Source organism: Posidoniimonas corsicana (genome assembly GCF_007859765.1).
GTDB lineage: Bacteria > Planctomycetota > Planctomycetia > Pirellulales > Lacipirellulaceae > Posidoniimonas > Posidoniimonas corsicana.
Genome location: NZ_SIHJ01000001.1, coordinates 373,527 through 394,588, shown reverse-complemented (window position 1 = coordinate 394,588; position 21,062 = coordinate 373,527). Strand labels below are relative to the sequence as shown.

The 21,062-nt window shown below is 61.9% G+C and carries 13 protein-coding genes; 9 read left to right on the top strand and 4 right to left on the bottom strand.

All coding sequences use genetic code 11. From position 1 onward, the window contains the following. Nucleotides 1-450: 450 nt before the first annotated feature. A complete protein-coding gene (locus tag KOR34_RS01425) occupies nt 451-2,829 on the bottom strand; it encodes a glycoside hydrolase family 95 protein (RefSeq protein ID WP_228714462.1) in 2,379 nt (792 codons plus the stop codon). 604 nt (nt 2,830-3,433) lie between these two features. On the opposite strand from KOR34_RS01425, the gene KOR34_RS01420 reads away from it, so the two are divergent. From KOR34_RS01420 to KOR34_RS01410, 3 genes are all read left to right on the top strand, one after another. Next, nucleotides 3,434-4,768 (top strand): Gfo/Idh/MocA family protein, encoded by a 1,335-nt coding sequence (locus KOR34_RS01420; protein WP_146561538.1) that lies wholly within the window; start codon nt 3,434-3,436, stop codon nt 4,766-4,768. 347 nt (nt 4,769-5,115) lie between these two features. Next, entirely contained in the window at nt 5,116-6,870 is a 1,755-nt protein-coding gene (locus KOR34_RS01415; RefSeq protein WP_228714460.1) for an alpha-L-fucosidase, read from the top strand. 120 nt (nt 6,871-6,990) lie between these two features. After that, entirely contained in the window at nt 6,991-9,870 is a 2,880-nt protein-coding gene (locus tag KOR34_RS01410; RefSeq protein WP_228714459.1) for a right-handed parallel beta-helix repeat-containing protein, read from the top strand. A gap of 62 nt (nt 9,871-9,932) precedes the next feature. On the opposite strand, the gene KOR34_RS01405 is transcribed toward KOR34_RS01410, so the two are convergent. The 3 genes from KOR34_RS01405 to KOR34_RS01395 all read right to left on the bottom strand — a co-directional run bounded on the left by KOR34_RS01405 (nt 9,933) and on the right by KOR34_RS01395 (nt 12,506). After that, the gene (locus KOR34_RS01405; protein ID WP_197531042.1) at nt 9,933-10,655 is read right to left on the bottom strand and encodes a polysaccharide lyase family 7 protein; all 723 of its coding nucleotides are present in this window, start codon (nt 10,653-10,655) and stop codon (nt 9,933-9,935) included. 97 nt (nt 10,656-10,752) lie between these two features. Next, nucleotides 10,753-11,502 (bottom strand): SDR family NAD(P)-dependent oxidoreductase, encoded by a 750-nt coding sequence (locus KOR34_RS01400; RefSeq protein WP_146561532.1) that lies wholly within the window; start codon nt 11,500-11,502, stop codon nt 10,753-10,755. Nucleotides 11,503-11,576: 74 nt separating this feature from the next. Then, nucleotides 11,577-12,506, bottom strand: coding sequence for a sugar phosphate isomerase/epimerase family protein (locus tag KOR34_RS01395; protein ID WP_146561530.1), 930 nt, complete (start codon nt 12,504-12,506; stop codon nt 11,577-11,579). A gap of 423 nt (nt 12,507-12,929) precedes the next feature. On the opposite strand from KOR34_RS01395, the gene KOR34_RS01390 reads away from it, so the two are divergent. The 6 genes from KOR34_RS01390 to KOR34_RS01365 all read left to right on the top strand — a co-directional run bounded on the left by KOR34_RS01390 (nt 12,930) and on the right by KOR34_RS01365 (nt 21,033). Then, complete coding sequence (locus KOR34_RS01390) at nt 12,930-14,096, top strand: XylR family transcriptional regulator (protein WP_146561528.1); 1,167 nt, start codon at nt 12,930-12,932, stop codon at nt 14,094-14,096. 374 nt (nt 14,097-14,470) lie between these two features. After that, on the top strand, nt 14,471-15,340 hold the full coding sequence (locus KOR34_RS01385) for a PEP-CTERM sorting domain-containing protein (protein ID WP_197531041.1): 870 nt from the start codon (nt 14,471-14,473) through the stop codon (nt 15,338-15,340). Nucleotides 15,341-15,597: 257 nt separating this feature from the next. Then, complete coding sequence (locus KOR34_RS01380) at nt 15,598-17,106, top strand: hypothetical protein (RefSeq protein WP_146561525.1); 1,509 nt, start codon at nt 15,598-15,600, stop codon at nt 17,104-17,106. Nucleotides 17,107-17,233: 127 nt separating this feature from the next. Further along, nucleotides 17,234-18,262, top strand: a complete 1,029-nt coding sequence (locus KOR34_RS01375; protein WP_146561523.1) for a DUF1559 domain-containing protein — start codon at nt 17,234-17,236, stop codon at nt 18,260-18,262. Nucleotides 18,263-18,333: 71 nt separating this feature from the next. Beyond that, on the top strand, nt 18,334-18,765 hold the full coding sequence (locus KOR34_RS01370; RefSeq protein WP_146561521.1) for a hypothetical protein: 432 nt from the start codon (nt 18,334-18,336) through the stop codon (nt 18,763-18,765). 9 nt (nt 18,766-18,774) lie between these two features. Next, nucleotides 18,775-21,033, top strand: a complete 2,259-nt coding sequence (locus tag KOR34_RS01365; protein ID WP_146561519.1) for a chondroitinase-B domain-containing protein — start codon at nt 18,775-18,777, stop codon at nt 21,031-21,033. Nucleotides 21,034-21,062: the final 29 nt, after the last annotated feature.

Genomic DNA, 21,062 nt, shown 5'->3' with positions numbered 1-21,062 from the left:
GTGGAGCCGGGGGAGGGTCTTGTCCGATTTCGTCCGCGAGAGGCGGACTCTACTACGTCCTCTCTGAGCGGCTGAACACGCGGCGGTAGAGCTGTCCCCGCCTACTATTAGATCGCTCCGGGTGGCCGGTTTCTAATGGATACGGCTGCGATCCGGCAGCCGCAGTGCTACCTATGGTTCGCATGCCTGAGTGGTCTGAGTCAGCGGGCAGGGCTGGCAGGTTGAGATGGGCAGCAAGTTTATCTCGCGGGGACCGTGGCGTGTCGAAGGGGTAAGTGTCATTGCAGCCCAAAACGCCCCTGGCCCATAAGAGCAAGTTGACTTAAGGGCGACAGCGAAGGCTTCGGCCGTGGTCAGCTCGCCGAGCATCCCTCGCAACCGTGAGGGAGCGTTGCGCACCGCCGAGCATCGCTGCGTGCCCTCGGACCTCACGCGGGGGGCTACGCACCACTAGTCGAATTCCCATTGGTAGGACTCTCCGGTCGCGAGGTGGGCCGCCACGGCCTGCGTGCCGTATCTTGCCTTAAGGTCCCCTGGGCGCGACGCACGGATGACCGCGCGGGTGAGCTTGTGGTCTGCCCAGTGCATGTCGACCTCGAATCCGCCCCGTGCGCGAAGCCCTTCGATCGACCCCGCTGGCCAAGCCGACGGCAGGGCCGGTAGCAGGTGCAGCTCACCCTCGTGGCTCTGGAGAAGCATCTCCGCAACCGCCGCCGCGCCGCCAAAGTTGCCATCGATCTGGAAGGGGGGATGGCTGTCGAAGAGGTTGCTGAGCGTGTTCTTGCGCAGAAGGTTCATGAGCAGCAGGTGGGCGTGGTCGCCGTCATGAAGCCGGGCCCAGAAGTTGACTTTCCAGGCCATGCTCCAGCCGGTCCCGCGGTCGCCCCGCGCCTCGAGCGTCCTCCGCGCCGCCTCGAACAGCTCGGGCGTGCCGGATGCGGTGATCTGCTGACCCGGGTGCAGCCCGAAGAGGTGCGATGTGTGCCGGTGCCGTGGGTCCTTCTCCTGGTAGTCCTCCACCCATTCCATCAGTCGGCCGGTTGATTGGCTAACCTGCAGCGGCTGCAGGTTCGACAGGGCGGCTTCGATCCGCGATCTGAACGCCGGATCGAAATCGCCGGACGGGTCGATGGCGTGGTTTGCCTCGAGCACCCCGCTAAACAGGTCGTGCACGATCTGCAGGTCCATCGTCGCGGCGTAGGTAAACTCGGAGACCGTGCCGTCGGCCTTGATAAACGAGTTCTCCGGCGAATGAGACGGGTTGGTAACGAGCCTGCCAGCCGCTGGCGTGCCCGGCGGGGCCACCACCAAGAAGTCGAGCAGGAACAGGGCGGCGCCCTTCATCATGGGGTACGCCCGTTCGACCAAAAACTCGCGGTCCCCATTGAACCGGTAGTGCTCGAGCAGGTCACGCACCGCCCACGCCGCTCCCATAGGCCAGACGCCGTGCACACCGTCGGCTGGCGCCGCCATCCCAAAAATGTCCGAGAGGTGGTGGACTACCCAGCCGTCCGCCCCGTAGTGAACCCGGGCCGTTTTCTCACCAAAAGGCGCCAGGCTCTCGAGATAGTCGAAGTAGGGCAGATGGCACTCGGCCAAGTTACAGCTCTGGGCCAGCCAGTAGTTCATCTGGAAGTTGATATTGAAGTGGTAGTCGCTGTTCCAGGGGGCTTTGTACGCATCGCACCACTTTCCTTGCAGGTTGGCCGGGAGGCAGCCCGGACGCGAACTGCTGATCAGCAGGTAGCGGCCGAATTGAAAGTACAGCTCTTCGAGCCGTCGGTCGGCCGCGCCTTGCTTCACGGCGTTGAGCCGCTCGTCGGTCGCCACGTTCGGCGCAACGGCCCCGCCCAGGTCCAGCCGCACCCGGTTGAATAGTCGATGGTAGTCTGCGACGTGTGCGGAACGCAGCCGCTCAAGAGGTTTGTTGCCGACCGCGCGAAGGACCGCGTCGCAACGCTCGGTGGGGTCGCCAGAGATGTCGCTCGCGTTGTTGTAGCTGCTTGCCCCGACCAGCAGCAGCACCGCTTCATCGGCGCCCGAGACTTCAAGCCTGCCGTCACGGCAGTCCACTTGCCCACCACGGATTCTCGGCGCGAGCTGCGCCTCGTATCGCACGCCTAGCTTTCCCCGCAGGATCAGCCGCCCTGACTCAGATGATATCGTCGCCCCTTCGCGGGCCAGGGTCGCGCTGAAACTGATCCTTCCGGGCTGGTCCGCCTTGAGGGCGATGACGATCACCTGATCGGGCGAGCTGGCGAACACCTCGCGGCTGTAGGTTACGCCGTCTGCCGTGTACTGCACCCGACTGGTCGCGTTCGCAAGGTTCAGGCTGCGGCGGTAGTTCGAGACCACCTCGACATCCGGAAAGTCGAGATGCAGATCGCCTAGCGTCTGGTAAGACTTAATCCTGAACGGTCGCCCCATCATCTCCATCTTGGCCAGGCGGGTCGCCTCGGCGTTCTTCCCTTCGAACAGCAGGCGTTGCACCGTTGGCAACGCATCCTTCGCCGCTGGGTTGGTGTAGTCGGTCGGCTCTCCATCCCAGACGGTTTCCTCGTTGAACTGAATCCGCTCGGAGTTCACCCCTCCAAACACCATGGCGGCGAGCCGCCCGTTCCCTACAGGCAGCGCCTCCCTCTCCCAGTCGCGAGCCGGCTGTCGGTACCAGAGCGTCATCGGCTCGCTGGGCGGCGACGCCGGATCGATGAAGTATGGGACTGCCGATTCTGAGTCCGCAGCTGCTGCGTGGCACACGCCGACCGTCGCACCAAGCGCTGCGCCGACGAGGGTCACAACCGCTGCTGAGACCACCCTAGCTCTACTCATAGCTAATTCCTTTGTAGACCGGACTGCCTGAAGCACGCAGCAGGGCATATGCAACTCCGTCCGACGCCGCTGGCGCGCCCCCGTTGCTTGCGCTACTTCAGCTCCAACCCGTGGCATCAAGTGCGAGACGCGGCGCCAAAGGACCACGCAAAACGTAGAGTCCAAAGCTTGGCCGATTCAATCACTGTGGCTTAATAACTATGTTACTCGCGCCAACGCTTATCAAACCGGCGTTCTACCTGAAACGATAGGAACCGACAACGATCGCCCGTGTTCGGCCGCGCGTGTGGGTCGCACGCAAGAGCGCTCCGAACTTGCCTATCGCACGACCGCCTTGCTGTGGACCTTCAATCGGACTTGGAAAGCGCTTGCTCGCGGCTCCCTCGCCCGCGGCGCGGTAAACACAGAGCCTGCCCGAGACTACGCAGCCGACAGACTGCAGTACAGGGGTATTCTGGAAGTGATGTCCTGGTGGCCAGCGTTGAGAGGAATCTAGTGGTTTCTCGAAGATTCCTTCGTATTTTCCCAGCCCGCCTGTGGAAACTCCTGCGGAGGCCACGAAAGGCCTTCGGCGTCATCTACTTGCCTCCTCTGAGGACCCAACGTGAGCTACCCCCTTCCAGCCCTTGATCGTCGGAGCTTTCTCGGGGCAGCGGCCGCCTGCACCACGATTCCTTGGGGGTCCTGCGGTCGTCAGGCTTTCGCGAACACGGCAAAGAACGACCGCCCCCGGATCGGTTGCATTGGGCTAGGGAAGATGGGGATGGGTGACGCCCACCAGCACTCCGAGTTCGGCGACATCCTTGCCGTGTGCGATGTGGACGATCGGCACAGCGAGCGCGCAAGGAATGACGAGCGGATTGGAAGGGGACGCGCCGACGCCTACAACGACTACCGCCGAGTCCTTGATCGCGACGACATCGACGTTGTAAGCATTGTCACGCCAGACCACTGGCACGTGAAGGTCGCCATCGAAGCGTTGCAGTCCGGCAAGCACGTCTTCTGTCAGAAGCCGTTAACGCTGACCCTGGAAGAGAACCGCTTGATCCGCCAGGCCTGCCAGACGCACCCCGAGCTAGCGTTCGTGGTGGGCACCCAGCAGCGTGGCGACAAACGCCGCTTCCTGCGTGCGGTCAACCTGGTCCGCAAGGGTCTGCTCGGCGAGGTCACCAAGGTGACGTGCGGCATCAACGGGAGCCCCACGGGCGGGCCGTTCAAGGTCGAGACGCCACCCGCCGAGCTCGACTGGGACCGCTGGCTCGGCCCAGCGCCGAAGACCGGCTACATGAAGCGTCGCTGCCACTACGAGTTCCGCTGGTGGTACGAGTACTCCGGCGGCAAGTTCACCGACTGGGGCGCGCATCACATCGACATTGCCCTGTGGGCGTTGGGGTTAGACCAGCACGGGAGTGGGCCCACCGAGATCGATGGTGCCGACGCCGAGCACCCGGTCCCCTTCGAGAACGGACGCCCGACCGTTAATGACTCTTACAACACGTCACACGACTTCAACGTCGTTCACAGGTTCCCGAGTGGGCTGGAGATGCACGTGACCAGCCGGGGCGACAACGGCATCTTGTTCGAAGGCTCGAAGGGCCGCTTGTTTGTTAATCGGCGGCGCATCACCGGCCGCCCGGTGGAAGAGAGCTGGGACAAAGACCTCTTCACACAGGACGATCTTGCCAACCTCTACAAAGGAAAGCCGCACGAAGGACACAAAGCGAACTTCTTCCGCTGCGTGCGTGAGGGCGGCCTGCCGGTGTCGGATGTGTTTTCACACGTTCAGACAATGAACGCCTGCCACCTCTCGAGCATCGCCGCACGGCTCGGGCGGACAATCCGCTGGGACCCGCAAAGCGAACAGATCATGGGCGACGATCAGGCGTCCGCAATGATGAGCCGTGCGCCTCGGTCTGGCTTTGAGTACCCAGAAGTCTAACCGGTTGGCGGCTCCTATTGCCCTACCCTGTGGCCGGCAATCGATGGACTTCTGTTGGTGGACGGGATCCCACCGTGAGTGGTTGATCGAAAACCGGCGGCCGCCGCCGCAGTAGAGCTCGTCCTCGTTTACGCGTCCTAGTTGACGACGGCGCTCAGATGGTGATCCGAATCCGAAGCAGCTGCGAACAAACTGAGTCTATGCACCGCCACATTGTGCTCCGACCTTCTTGTCGCGATCAAGGCGAGCCGCCCCAAGGGCCGCAACGGCGCCGACTATCGCCACGAACCACAACACGACGCTGTCTCGAATCCGCTTGCGGCAGAGTCCACGCCAAGCAACACATTATGCAATACAAACAGTTGATCGCCTTTGCCCTCCTGCTGGCCCCAATGGCGCCCTCCCTGCTCTACGCCGAAACCCTGAGTAAAGCGGCGCCGTCAAGCAGCGACCGAATGGACTGGTGGCGGGACGCCAAGTTCGGCATGTTCGTGCACTGGGGCATCTACTCGGTAACCGGCGGCGAGTACAAAGGCCAGAAGCTGCCCAACAGTGCCGAGTGGATGATGGCCCGCGGAAAGATTCCGGTGGCCGAGTACGAGCGGTACGCCGGCAGGTTTAACCCGACCAGCTTCGACGCCGACGCCTTCGTCAAGCTGGCGAAAGATGCTGGCATGAAGTACCTGGTGATCACGGCCAAGCACCATGACGGGTTTTCGATGTTCGACTCGGACAGCAATGACTTCAACGTGGTTGACAGCACGCCATTCCAGCGGGACATCATGAAGGAGCTATCGGTCGCGTGCCAGAACCAAGGCATCCGTTTTGGCTTCTACTACTCGCAGGCTCAAGACTGGCGGCACCCTGGCGGTTTTGGCAACGGGTGGGATAAGAGCATCCGCCGCGTCAGCAACGATACGTACGTAGATGAAAAGGCGGTGCCCGAGGTGAGGCAGTTGCTGACCGAGTACGGCCCGATTGCAATCTTCTGGTGGGACACGCCCAGGAGGATGACCCGTGAGTCGTTCGATAAGCTTCATTCGCTGACTGGCTTGCAGCCCAACACCATCACCAACGACCGCCTTGGTGACGACTACCCGGGCGACTACAAGACGTTTGAGCGCCACATCCCCAAGGACGCCCCCGGCGCGGCCGACTGGGAGGTGTGCATGCCGATCAGCGGAAGCTGGGGCTACAAACGATCGGACACCGACTTCAAATCGGCCACTACCTTGATCCGCAACCTGGCCGATATCGCAAGCAAGGGGGGCAACTACTTGCTGAACGTTAGCCCAACCGGCGAGGGGACGCTGCTCCCCCAAGCCGTGGAGCGACTCGAAGAGATCGGCGAGTGGATGCGCACCAATGGCGATTCCATCTACGGAACCACCGCCAGCCCCCTAGGGCAGTTGGAATGGGGGCGGTGCACCATGCGGCGCGGGGCCGGTGGGGCGCGGCTGTACCTCCACATCTTCGACTGGCCGACCGACGGTCAGCTCTTGATTCCGGGCCTAAAGACAGTGGTCGACAAGGCATATCTGCTCGACGGCGGAGACCCAGTCGACGTTGGGGTGGAGGACCAGGTGCTCACGCTTGGGCTTCCCCTCCAAGCGCCGAGCACGATCAACTCGGTCGTCGTCTTGGAGACTCGCGGCAATCTGAAAGTAGAACCGCAAGGGGCGACCGCTAGACCAGACGGATCGCTCGTGCTAACCGCTGGCAAGGCGTTCCTCCACAACAACGAGGGCGCGCCAGCAATCCGCATCCAGCGGCACGGCAAAGTGCAGAACCTCGGGTACTGGAAGGACGCGCAAGCCTGGGTGGAATGGTCTGTCAACATCGAGCAGCCCGGGAAGTACGATGTCTGTGCGGAGCTAGCGACGGGAGAGGGCGACAGCCAGTTTGAGATCGGCGTTCCCGGCAAGATGGTCGCGACAACAGCGGCAGAAACGGGCAGCTACCACAAGTACGCAAATCGGCGCCTCGGGACAATCTCGATCGATTCAGCCGGCAATCACCAGCTGCAGATAAAGCCCCTTCCCGGCGGCTGGACCCCGGTAAACCTCCGACAAGTCGAGCTGCGCCCCGTGGCTCAGCAATAACAGCCGGCCCTGTTGTCCTGCTGCGATTCGCTGAGTCGGTATTGCGACTTGCCCCAACTCCTTTCGAGGCTTTTCTTGAACGGCGCCCAACCGACTGCTGCTCTTATCCTCGCGGCGGGCTTGCTCGCGACTCAGGCCTTCGGGGCCGCCGAGATCTTCGTCGCGCCCCAGGGCGCGGACGCCAATAAGGGGACGCGGTCAGCCCCGCTCAGAACGCTCTCCGCCGCCCGCGACCGGGCTCGGATGCAGGCCGGCAAAGAGCCTGTAACCGTCATCGTTGCGGACGGCGTCTACTACCTTGCTGAGCCGCTGACCTTTACGCCGGCGGACTCCGGCGCCCCGGATACTCCGGTCGTGTACCGATCAGAGAACGAGGGCGGCGCGGTCCTGAGCGGCGGTGCTCGGCTCGAACTGCGGTGGACCACCTACCAGGATGGAATCCTTCAGGCCTCAACGCCTGAAGGGATCGCGATTGACCAGCTCTTCGTGAATGGCGTTCGGCGCCACATGGCGCGCTACCCTAACCACGACGCGACCAAGACGACCTCGGCCTATCAGGGGTTCGCCAAGGACGCCTTCGCGAAGCAGCGTGCGGCCGGCTGGGCCGATCCAACGGGCGGCTACATCCACGCCATGCACCGCTCCCGCTGGGGCGGCTACCACTACCGGATCACCGGCAAGAAGCCCAGCGGAGAAGTGACGTACGAAGGGGGCTGGCAGAACAATCGTCGCATGGGGATGCACGAAGAGCACCGGATGGTAGAGAACATCTTCGAGGAGCTAGACGCCCCGGGCGAATGGTTCCACGACGCAACAAACCGCATCCTCTACTACATGCCGATCGATGGAGAGTCACCGGAGGAATCGGTGGTTGAGGTGGTGCGTCTCCCGCGTGTCATCGACATCCGGGGCTCGCTTGAGGAACCGGTCCACAACATCACTCTGGAGGGCTTTGTGGTGCGCCACGCTGCGCGCACCTTCATGCAGACAGACGAGCCCCTCCTCCGCTCGGACTGGGCGATCCACCGGGGCGGCGCCCTCCTGGTCACCGGTGGCGAAGACATAATCATCCGTGACATGGAGTTCGACCAGCTAGGCGGCAACGCCATCTTCTTCAACAACTACAACCGCCGAGTCCGGGTGCAGGGCTGCCACATCCACGATGTCGGCGCGAGCGGCGTCTGTTTTGTGGGGGACGCCGACGCGGTTCGGAACCCGCTGTTTGAGTACCGGCAGAAGAACGACCTCCAGAGAATCGACCGCACCCCAGGCCCGCAGTCAGAGAACTACCCGGCGGATGGGGTAGTGGAGGATTGCCTCATACACGGCATCGGCCGTGTTGAACGCCAGCCGGCAGGCGTGCAGATCTCGATGTCACGAGCAATCGCCGTGCGGGACACATCAATCTACGACTGCGCTCGAGCTGGAATCAACATCGGCGACGGCTGCTGGGGTGGTCACTTGATTGAGCGGTGCGATGTCTTTGACACGGTGCTCGAGACCCACGACCACGGATCGTTCAACTCGTGGGGTCGTGATCGGTACTGGCGCAGCGACCGCAGTGTGACCCAAGAGGCCGTGGACGCCGACCCAAACCTGCCGTTCCTGGACGCAGCCGAGACTACTGTTATCAGGAACAGCAGGTGGCGGTGCGATCACGGCTGGGACATCGACCTTGACGACGGTTCGAGCAACTACGACATCTACAACAACTTGATGCTCAACGGCGGGCTCAAGCTACGCGAAGGCTTCCGCCGTCGCGCGTGGAACAATATCACGGTCAACAATGGGTTTCACCCCCACGTGTGGTTCGATCAAAGCCAAGACGAGGTCTTCTCGAACATCTTCATGGCGGGGCACCGGGGGGCCCAAACCCCCGCGGAAAACGCCCAAGGAAAACGCATCGACGCAAACCTGTTCTTCGTGACGGACGCTCGCACTGTCGACCGCTACGCCCGGTTCGGATGGGACGTCGACTCAATCGTAGCTAACCCCCGATTCATCGATCCGTCCTCCGGCGACTTCCGGGTGGCCGAGGGGTCGCCCGCCCGCGAGGTCGGTTTCCGCAACTTCCCGATGGACCAGTTCGGGGTGAAGAAATCATCCCTCCGATCGATCGCGAGAACGCCTGAGATCCCGCCGCTCAAACCGGGCGACGGGCATGAGAGTCGAGGCCGCCGACGCCCGAAAGCTGCTGATGCCGAATTCTTCTGGCTGGGCGCCAAGCTTCACGGCCTCAAGGGGGAGGAGTACTCGGCCTTTGGAACCCGCAAAGCAGACGGCGGCGTCGCCTTGGTCGAGGCGCCAGAGTCCTCTCTCGCCGCCGCGGTCGGCCTCAAGACGAACGACCTCATCCAAGCAGTCAATGGGGCGGCGACTCCAGGCATTGCGCAGTTCCTCGGGGCGGTCGCAGAGTCAGGTCCATCTCCGTTGCTGGTCCAGATTGTTCGGGACCAGCAGCCAGTAGAGGTCGCCGTATCGCCTTCGGTCAAGATAGACTTTGAAACGTCCGACAACGTCGACGAGCTGGCCGTGCCCACCACGTCGTCGCTATCGGTGACGGCCGCAAAGGCGACTTCCAACAGCCCGCTCCGCAGCCTGACTGACGGAAACGTGGCCGACAGCTACGGGCCGGTCTTCCCCAACGGTGAGAACGGGGGCGCCTACAAGATCAACCTAGGCAAGGTGCAGGACGTCAAAGCAATCCGGGCTTGGTCCCACAATAAGCACGGCAGACGCGGAGCGCAGCGGCTGACGCTCTACGGCAGCACATTGAGCCGAGACCCTGGCTGGAATGTGGCCGATCGTGAGCGGTTCACTCCTATTGCTTCGGTGGACACAACACGGCTGCCACGGTCGGAGTTCGAGATGTCAGGCGTCGCCGCGGGAGCGGGGAGCTCCCTCGGCGCGTTTCGATGGGTCGTGTGGCGGGTCTACCCAGTCACCAACTCTGAAGAGAACACGGCGTTCCAAGAGCTAGCGGTAGAGATCGGCAAGTAACCGTTCAGCAATACCCGCGACAGCCGGCGCCGGACAGTCCCGCTCCGCGATCAAGCGTTGGATCATTCTGTGGAGCCGGAATGCGATAGCCCCAGACGATAGACTGCAACCTCGCCGTACGACCCTGGCCTCTTTTCTCGCGAACGATTGGACTGGGTGTAGCACCCGACCTTGAAGTAGCACCGCCTCGCCTTGACAGGCCAATCCATTGCTAGAACGCCGTTGTGCCAGGTCTTGACGCGTCCTGCCTTCGCAATCATGCGGATCTTGAAACGCTTGCCAAGACGGTATTCTGAGTCGAGGATGACATCGGGTTCGCCGTCACGTTCGATGAAAAGCAAATCGTCCTCCAATCGCACCATGAGCAGATCGTCCTCGTGATCGTGGATCTGCAAACAGACAACATGCTCTTTGGTGCGGGGCGTCTGGGTGACCGCGATCTCGACCTCGATAGCGTGTGCCCCACCGTCGTCGGTGGCCCATTCTGCTTCAGTTCGCCCCGTGGGGCTCATCTCCCGCAGCTCCGATCGTGGGTACTTCGAGTTTTCGGTTCCCTTCCCGTCGCAGGCAGCACGGAACAACACATAGTCCCCTGAGTCGGACGTGCGAAAGTTCTCCGGGTCACTAAACGTGGCCAGCTCTGGCTGGGTCACCTCGTCAGGGTTGCCCGATTGGTGTTTCGTGTCGTACGGGAGCGTAAGCTTCCAAGAGGAGAGGTCCAGCACCTTCCCAGGCGGTGTTGCCGCTAAGGTGGGCGCCAACGCGGCATGGGCCACTGCGGCCACTAGCACTCCTCTGATCCGCCGCGGACACCGCGGATTCACGCCCATGCAAGCCCCCTTGGATTCGGACCCGTCCCATCGTTGCGTGGTCGACGCGGATTCATCGCACCATCTGCATGCTCATGCCGCCGTCGATGACGTAGGTCTCGCCGGTTATGAACTCGTTTGTCGTGAGCAGGTGCGCTACTTCGGCGACATCGTCTACCGTGCCTTCGCGGTGCAGCGGGATGCGGTTGGCTAGATTGTGGCTCTGCGCGTCGGGCGTCATGGCGTCGTGGAAACGTGTCCGGATGATGCCCGGCGCTACCGCGTTCACTCGGATGTTGTCGTCAGCGACGTCGCGCGCCAACATCCGGGTGAATTGGGTAATCGCCCCCTTCACCGTTCCGTAAGCCAGGGCGCCGGGGCAGCCGCGGATTGCGGCTGCGGACGACATCAACAGGATCACGCCCTCAGTGTTCTGCCGGAGGTAGGGAAGGCCGAAGCGGCACAGGTGGTACGCGGCGTGAACGTGCACATCGAAAGCCAGCATCCAGTCTTCGGGGGGTATACTCTCGACCGTGCCAGGGGCGGGTCCGCCTGCATTGTGCACGAGGATGTCGAGGCCTCCCATGAAAGCCACGGCTTTCTCGACCAGCGAGCCGATATCTTCCGCGTCGGCGATGTCTGCAGCGATGTGCTCCGCCGGGCCGAGCGACCGAAGTCGAGCCACCGCGGCTCTGGCCGCGGGGTCGTCGGTCCGGCTGTTGACCACTACGCTTGCCCCGTGACTTACGAAGTCGGTCGCAATCGCCTCCCCTATGCCCCGTGTTCCTCCGGTGATTAACGCCCGCTTGCCTTGTAGCTCCATTCCTATCCTACTCCACCTGATAAACCAACGTGCTGCAGCGTATTCCCTGCGTGGTGAACCCTCCAGCGGATACGCTAGGCCCGGAGCCACTCCTTCAGTACGCCGTAGTCGCGTTTGATAGCGGCAAGGTTCTCCTGCGCATCGGCGCCTTTCAGGTACTCGACGTGAAGAGATATGGGGCAATCGCCCCCTGCCTCACGGTGCATCTTCAAGAACCGTTTGTCGACCCGGCCCGTCCCCAGCGGGACGTGTTCAGGCTTGGGTCCGGCCCATCGAAAGTCCTTGACGTACACGGCGCCGATGTGCGGCTTCATGAGGTCGTAGTGCAGTGGCCAAGCGAGCCCGCCCTCCACGGTCGCGTGGCGGATATCGAAGGCCGACCCGATCTCGCTCGCCGGTATGTCGTTTATGAGGCTGTGGATGTCCCACAGCGGGGCCCCTACAAAATCGGCGCCGCAGTGGTTCTGGTACACTGCCGAAATGCCCAGTTCTCGGTTCAAGGCAGCCAACTCAAGTAGCCGTGGTCGGATCTCGGCGAGCTGTTCTCGGACGCCGCGGCCGCTGTCGTACCGGTAGAACCCCATCCGGTACTGTTTGATCCCCAAGGACGCAGCCGTGCGGAGCACCTTCTCTGTGTTGGGCTGGTCCAGGCCTAGCACGTCGGTGGTGATCATGGTGGTCTTCAGACCGTTTCGATGGATCGCCTCTTGGTGCTTGGGAAGGTCCTCCTCAACTCGCTCAGGCAATACGTGCCCATTCTTGCGGACAGTGGCTTCAACCCCGTCGAAGCCAACAGCTGCGACTGCTTCCGCCATCTCCCCATAGCTGAGCGGCTGGAGGAACTTAGTGAAGACACAAATCTCCGGTCTGTCCGTCTCTTGGGCGTGTTCGCTCGCGAAAGAAGGGACGCCGGCAGAAGCCGCCGACGCCAGCGTGGCGCCGAGGAATGCGCGGCGGCGGACGCCGCCAGAGAAACTCTTAGAACTACTTTCGTTCTCGCTCATCCGGGAGAACCTCGCTAAGAAAAGGATAAGACGTTTTCAACTAGCCATCGTAGACGACGCCGCGATATCACAGCGACCGCGCGCAAGGCGGCGAACGACCTCTAGCACTTCCGTCAGGCGTCACCGGCGCCCCGGAGGACTTAGCCTGGTGCAGCAAGCGGACCTCACTACGTTCAATTAACAGTAAACCATGAGAGCCTGCGACCAATCCGATTTTACGGAATCCGACTCCGGTTTTTCGGTTCCCTTTCGCTCCGGACCCCGGTAGCATCCACCTGCGAGTGCGTGACGATCGCTTTCCGATGAGTCCCTACTCTACAGGTACGCACAGATTCACTCGTAATTCCTACGGCTTCCTGCGAACACCATCGGGAGCACGCTTCCAGCGAAACCCGCCAGCGATTCGCGTGGCCGAGCAACACTATGCAGAAGACCCCCCATGTCGCCCTCCTCATCGAGACCTCAAGGGAGTACGCGCGCGGGCTGCTGCGTGGCGTGGCGACGTACCTGCGAGAGCGCGGCCCCTGGTCGATCTACTTCGAGCCACACGGGCTCGATGATCCACCACCTGATTGGTTGGTCGACTGGAAGGGCGACGGTATCCTTGCCCGGGTCAACAGCCGGGAGATGGCGGATGAGATTCTCGCGACCGGGATCCCCGCCATCGACCTAAGGGGGGCGCTAGTGGGACTGGAGCTGCCGTTCATCGGGGTCGACAATCGCCCGATTGCTAAGCTTGGCTACCAGCACTTGCGGGACCTGGGGTTGAAGAACTTTGCTTTCTGCGGCACCCCCAAGGGCGAGAACCCGAACCAGGACCTCCGGTGCCAGTACTTCGTCGAACTCGTAGAAGAAGACGGCGCCCAATGCCACGTGCTCCTCGGGGAGCAGCAGCGTCAACGAGCGCCCTCGTGGGAAGATCAGCAGCAGCAGATTGCTGCTTGGCTTGAGGACCTTCCCAAGCCGGTTGGGATCATGACTTGCCATGACGACCGTGGGCAGCAAGTACTCGACGCGTGCCGTCGGGCATCTATCTCGGTTCCCGACACGGTGGCGTTGATAAGCGTCGACAACGACTCCCACCTGTGCAACCTCAGCACGCCGCCAATGACAAGCATCGACGTCAACCCCAGCAGGATCGGGTTTGCCGCCGCGGAGATGTTGGGAAAAATGATGCGTGGCAAGCGTCCCGCACAGATGACCACCCTGCTAGGTCCGCCCCGCGGAATTGCTGCACGCAGATCCACAGAGATGCTTGCTATCGACGATGCCGACGTCGAGTTAGCAATCCGCTACATCCGTGAAAACGCCACCAGTGGCGTGCGTGCTGCGGACGTTGTAGCGCAGGCCCGCAGCCGCCCCACAACCCTAGAACGCCGCTTCAAGAGCATCCTTGGCAGAACGATCAAGGCAGAGATCACCCGTGTCCGCCTAGATCGAGCTAAGCTGCTACTCGCCGAGACGGAACTCAATGTGTCCGCCATTGCAGTGCGCACCGGGTTCGCCGAGCCTAAGTACTTTTGCGAGGTGTTCCGTAAGCACCAAGGGGTTACCGCCACCGAGTACCGGAAGAGGTTTCGCGACGCGTAGCGTTGACTCGCAGGTGTCCGCTCAACGGCGCCCGAGACGTAGCGAATCCAGCACGCCTTGCTGCGCTCCAAAAATTGGAATCGCAATCCGAGTTTTCGGATAGCAGTGTTTTCAGGCGATGCCTAAACTCGAAGGAGAGCTTGGGCATCCGCTTGAGCTGCCTCCTCCTGAGTTCGCTTTTCAGAGTCGTAGGTCCGCGACTAACAGACTTGCAACCGCCCGCCCCCGTGTGGGCGAGCGAAATGAAGTCGTGCTTTTCTTGTCGTCGCCGCACAGGGCGCCTCGGCACACTCGGTCTCATCAACAGGGGTTTAGATTCAATGAGTGGCAATCGCTGGTATCTCCTCGCAATCGCTTGGTGCGTCGGCGCCGGAATGGCCGCCTCGATTCAAGCTGGTACTGTCGTTCTCTATACAGAGGACCTAAGCGCATGGAACGACACCGGACGCAACGACCTGGGCGACGGAGTGCTGCCCTATGGCGTCTTTGAGGTCGATGATGTCGACGCCGGCTTCGGCACCACGCCGTTCACCACCGGCAAGGGCCTCCGAGTCGTTGACCTCACCGATGAGGACAAGCCGGAGATTCACGGCCAGTTGGCGGCCCCGCTGTTCGAGCCGTTTCGGGTCGACTTCCAGTCGTACAACGACAGCACCGTTGCAAGCTCCAGCGCGATACGCTTTCGGATGGGGAACAACGACGTCAACGTGACCTCAGAGAACAACGCCGCCTTCTCGGTGTCCTGGCAGGCGGACGGCGATGTGAACGCCAAGTACAGCGGCGCCGAGGATGGCGTCGGCGACGTGGACACGACAAGCACCGACCCGATGCTGAATGTGATTGTCGACGTCACGATGGTGGCCAACGCCGCCCTCTCCGGTGTCTACACCTACGACATCTTCGGCGAAACCCGCACGCTGGATCCATTGCACTACGACCTGTATATCGACGGGGTTCTGCTCAACTCGAGCAGCCCTGGCGACACGAAGCACGACGACTTCAAGAACGGGCTTCAGTTCCACTACGACAAGTCGGGCACCACGTATGACACCGCGCTTGGCCTACAGCAGTTCGCGCTCTTCGGCAGCGGCACATCGAATACCGACCCCGACGTTTACTACGACAACATCATCCTTACAACCGGAGTTGACATCGGGAACCGCGTTCCCGAACCCGCGTCGGCGGCGGGTCTACTCATTGCGACCCTTCTGTCCGGGGCGACTCGACGTCGCCGGACAAGCTAGCGGCATGGCCTGTGCCGTCGCGGGCCTGCAACGGGCTGCGCACCGCTGTTCAACAAGTTTCGGCTCGGTCCGCTTCGCAATACCTGGCCGCGAAGCGTGACCGGGCGGTTCAGTCACCCCTGAACTAAGCAAGCAGTCGATACTGCACCTCGCAGACTCTCACACTGGAATGGGCGACAAATATGGGTAGTTGGCAATTGCGGATCCCACCCAACTTTCTGGCGGCTGCGGCGTTAATCACTTTCTGTCACCCTGCGATGGGCGTCGTCGCAATCTTCGATGGGTTTGGGGACGCCGACCTCGACAACAACGGCGTCCCGCTTGAAGACTATGATGTCAGCGTGCAGGGAAGCGTGGAGAGCACCACCTACATACCCGGTCGGCTGTACGTTGACGGCATGAGTGGCGAGCGGACAAACACGGAAGTCGCCAGCGTACTCGACGCGGCCGACACGGGCATTCGCTGGCTGCAGATCCGCGGCTGGTCGGATGCTCTTGACACGGCGCACCCTGGGCCGGGCAGCCCAAAACCTCAGATTACGATCGTCGACGACACCCAGGGCGCAATGGTTGAGACCAGCGGTGGCGCAGGAGGCCTAGGCATCGATGCGATCGACAGCGGCTACGCCATGGCGTGGGAGTCGCGGGGAGGTGGTTCGGTCGCGGCCGGCTTCTTCGACCGCACGATCTCGCTCGGCTCGACAGTGGGCGACACCGTCAAGGTGAGCTTTGACTTCCGGGTGTGGCGCGACGCACCGAACACCAACAGCGGCGCCGACTCCAATAATTCGCCCTCGTTCGGTGAGCTCAGGTTCGGTCTGTACCAGGACACCGATAACCAACTCGGCATGACGAACCCCTTCGCGGGTCGACAGGTCGACGAAGAAGGAAACCCATTGCCCAATCAGAGCGCCGACTTTATGCCCGCTGTCTGGGGCCAGGAACAGGGGCTCTTCGAGGGCGCTCTTACCGGAACCCAAGGCGCCGGTGACGAGATCGGCGCTAATGGCGACGCCGGGTGGCAAGCCAGCGTCCACATGGGGGACGCACTCGTGCCCGATGGCGGCGGGAGTCGGATCCGAGAAGAGGTCAACGCGGACCGGCTCTTGCAGGGCAGCACAGACGTCGAGACCGTTGCACGCCCTGAGAATATGGCGTCCGGGGGCCCCTTCGACCCTCCGGAGTACGACTTCATCAACCTTGATCTCACGAAGGTCTACAACATCGAGCTCGTGCTCACGCGGGCGACGCTTACGGAGGAGGCGGACACTATCCATGCGGAGCTTCGGGTCACGGACAAGCAGTCGGGCGCGGTCAAGTCATTCGGCGACACCAACGACCTTGATGACATCAACCTTCCCGGGCTCGACAGCGACTCCTGGGATTACTTCGCGATCCGAAACGCCAGCAGCGGTGGAGGCGAGTTCGACTTCATCATGGACAACTTCACCATCGAGGTGGAGGGCTCCAGCGCGGTGCTGCTTGGCGACTTTAATGGCGACCTTGTAGTCGACGCAGCCGACTACACGGTTTGGCGGGACAACCTCAACGCCGCCGACGAATCCTTGATCGGAAACGCGGGGGACGGGTCCGGCGTTGTTGACGCGGGCGACTACGACCTCTGGAGGTCGCAGTTTGGCGAAGGCGTGGGGCCGGGCGCCTCGGCCTCCAGCGTGGCGCCAGAGCCATCTGGCGTCTGGCTAGCGGTCGCTGCGGCCGCCACGCTCGGAAGGCGACGCCGGTCGTGTTGGAAGCCGCGAACCTAGGCGTTGATGTTGCGCCGCGTCGGGCAGCGCGGCGGCTTTGAACTAGGAGCCGAGCGTGTCGAGCGTGAGCATTGGGTATCGTCAATTCGTTCAAGTGGTGAACGAGCTGCAAGCCAAAGGATTAACGATGCGAACTGGATACAACACACCGAACCGACGCCAGCACCGGCAAGCCGCCTTCACTCTCGTGGAGTTGCTCGTCGTGATTGCCATCATCGGAGTTCTGATCGCTCTGCTGCTGCCAGCCGTTCAGTCCGCTAGGGAAGCCGCTCGGCGGATGTCGTGCACCAACAACCTCAAGAACATAGGACTCGCTGTCCTCAACTACGAGTCTACCAAGGGCGAGTTGCCGCCTTCACGTTTGGGGCCCGACAGCACAGGGACCGACGAGGTCCGCAACCTGAGGACAGCGGTAGAGCGTTCCGGAGCGAGTGGGTTCGTCCTGATGCTCCCCCAGCTTGAACTGCAGTCAACCTACGATGGGCTGGAGATCTTTGACAAGAACAGCATCTGGCCCGCAGGGATCTACGACCCCTCCGGAAACTGGCACAATCCCGCGTATGTGCCAGCGCGAGAGCCACTGCTGGCCACGCGGCCCGATATCTTTGTCTGCCCGTCCGACACGTCTTTGCCTTACTCGGAGAACCCCCGGTTCCAAAGCTGGTCGGCAGCGCCTGCGACCGGCTCGTATGCGTTCAACGGCGGTCACCGAGGGCCCAACAGCCCCGAGCCTGTCAATGCTTGCCTGACCAAGCACAACAACACCGGGCCCCACTTGTATTGGAAGGCCAAGAAACTGCGGCACGTCATCGACGGCACATCTAAGACGTTCTCCACGGGAGAGGTCATCGACGCTCACACGGTGGACGGTTCCAACCTGTGGACCTACGCGTTCCGATACGCGGACTGCTTCCGGGTGACCAATGTCGCCCTGAACACGCCGACGGGCGTTGACGCGAAGGCGGTAGGCACGAACGCGGCGGTGGTCAACGGAGCATTCGCAAGCCGGCACATTGGGGGCGGCAATTTCACATTCCTCGACGGCCACGTGGAGTTCATTGCCGACGGCGTTGATTTCACCCTCTACCAAGACATGTCGACGATCGCCGGCACGCCAGAAGAGCGTGATGCGATCGACAACGACTACTGCGACTAGGACGGGATGCGCTGCTCAGGTTTTCAGTTGCAATCCGTCAGCATTCACCGGTCGATCCAGCATAGTCCGCTATGGAATCTACTCACCACCTCATCCGTTGCTACGCCATGGTAGCGTTGGCGTCGATTGCCGCCGTCGGGTGTGGCGACGGAGGGCCCAAGAGAGTTCCCGTGTCCGGCACGGTGCTCATCGACGGCAAGCCGCTTACCGTCGGCAATGTTCGCTTTGTCCCGGAGGGCGCCCGCCCCTCCTACGGCCAAGTGGACGATGAAGGAAGATTCACGCTCAGCTGCTTCGAGAGTGGGGACGGAGCCGTCACTGGGCTCCATCAGGTTCAGGTTTCCGCCAGTGAGATCATCGGCGGATCAAAGGTGCATTGGCACGCCCCTGCGAAGTACGCCGACTACCGATCATCCGGACTGACCGCTGAGATCACCGAGCCTGTCGACAACTTGACTATCGAGCTTACATGGGGCGACCCCAAGCAAAAGCGATCGAAGTAGTAAACGTGGATGCGACAAATATTCCTCACGAAACCGTTCTCCCCGCATGCCGTACTGGCCGTTCTTGTGCTGGCCAGTGCGGTGAACGGCGCTGAGTATTACGTCTCGTCGGCGGATGAAATCGCGCTGGCGATGCAGTCGGCTCAGCCCGGCGACTCGCTGATCATGTCGAACGGCGTCTGGACTAACCAGCAGATCAGCTTCGCTGGGTTCGGAGAATCGGGCAGTCCAATCACACTGCGTGCGGAGACTCCCGGCCAGGTGCATCTGAATGGCAATTCCTCGCTGAACATCTCCGGCGACTGGTTAGTTGCGGACGGCCTTAGGTTTGAGGGCGGGGCCCTTGGCCCCGGCGATCACATCGTAGAGTTCCGAGGGTCAAACGGAGAGGCGACGAACTCGCGTTTCACAAACTCGGCGATCGTCAACTACAACCCCGCCAGCACCGACACCCGCTACTTCTGGGTGTCGATGTACGGCCAGTTGAATCGTGTGGACAGCAACTACTTCTCCGGTCAGAACCATTCGGGCGTTACGGTAACGGTCTGGCGAAACTCATCGGAGGCCGACTTCCACCGGATTGACGGCAACTTCTTCGCCGACAGACCAGAAGGGAACGGGAACGGATTTGAAACGATCAGGGTTGGGACAAGTGATGAGTCGCTGAGCGACTCGTTCACCACGGTAGAGAACAACCTCTTCGAGCGGGTAGACGGCGAGATCGAGATCATCTCGAACAAGTCCGGCGCTAACACCTTCCGCTACAACACGTTTCGAGGCTCATCCGGCACCCTCACGCTGCGTCACGGCAACAACAACCTTGTCGAAGGAAACTTCTTTCTGGGCGAGGGGAGAGAAGGGACCGGAGGCGTTCGCGTCATCGGTGAGGGGCAGACGGTCGTAAACAACTACTTTCAGGGACTCGATGGCAGAGCGGGGGGAGCCGTCTCGATTTCGGCCGGCGTGCCCAACTCGGCCGTCAACGAGTACTATCAGGTCAAAGACGCGGTCGTCGCGCACAACACTATCGTCGATGTGAGTGGCGCCGCGATCAAGTTCGATGAAGGTCTCGGCTCTAGCGGGCGGACGCTGCTTGCCGAGAGGGTGAAGATCGTCAACAACGCGGTGTGGAGCACGAACGATCCGTTGTTCAGTGGCGCCGAAGGCGCGGACTGGAGTTGGTCAGGAAACATCGCGTTCGGGCAGTCGCTGGGGTCGGCAGTGCATACCGGAGTATCGGTGATTGACCCTCAATTGGCGCCTGGACCTGATGGCCTCTATCGACCGCAAGCAACCAGCCCGTTGATTGATGGCGGAACCCCTGGATTGGGCAGCATCGCAACGCATGACATGGATGGGCAGCCACGGGTTGGCGTAGGGGATGTTGGCGCCGATGAATACTCGAATGCAGTCATTGTCCGCAAGCCACTTACCGCCCGGGACGTCGGGCCAGACTGGCTGGCGGGTGTGACCGGCTCAACCTCGTTTAGCGGCTGCGGGCTCGCCCTGGGATGCGCGATACAGGCCGAGAGCTACTCCTCTATCCTCGATCCAGATGACAACGGCGCCGTGTGGTCGGTAGCGGTCGCCTACGGGGCATTGGGGGACGAGGTCCTGAAAGCGCCCAACGGTGACCGGGTCGACCTTGGCGCCGAACAGCACGACACCATCGCCACCTATGACTTGGAGTTTGAATCGGAGGGACTCTACCGGGCGTACTACCGCGCTCGAGGGTTTGACAGTTCGTCGGACAGCTTCCACGCCCCCGATGGGTTCGGCATCGCCCCTGACGTCAACGAATCACTATCAAGCAACGGAGTGTTTCGCTGGGAGCGAAGCGACACCGGATTCGTTGTCGACGCCACAATGATTGGCGTGCCGCTGGAACTGCGGCTGGCAATGAGAGAGCAGCGGGCCGAGCTGGACGCTTTCGTGTTGAGCAGCGACTGGGAGCTGTCGGACGGCCAGCTCGAAGCGATGTTCGCCAGCATTGACGGCGACTACAACAACGACGGAACGGTAGACGCGGCCGACTACAGCGTTTGGCGTGACAGCCTAGGCGAAGTGGGCGGAGGCCTAGCGGCAGACGGCGACCGTAACGGTCAGATCGGCGTCGGTGACTACAGCGTTTGGCGGCGGAACTTCGGCTTGGGCGCTGGACCGCCCGCGACCTCGGCGGCACCCGAGCCTTGTTCAGCCTGGCTCGCTGCGGTGGTGCTTCTCGTTAGCCACCAACAGTCCAATCTTCGCAACTGTCCCACCGACTAGAATTCAGCAACTGTTCCCAAGAGCAGGGA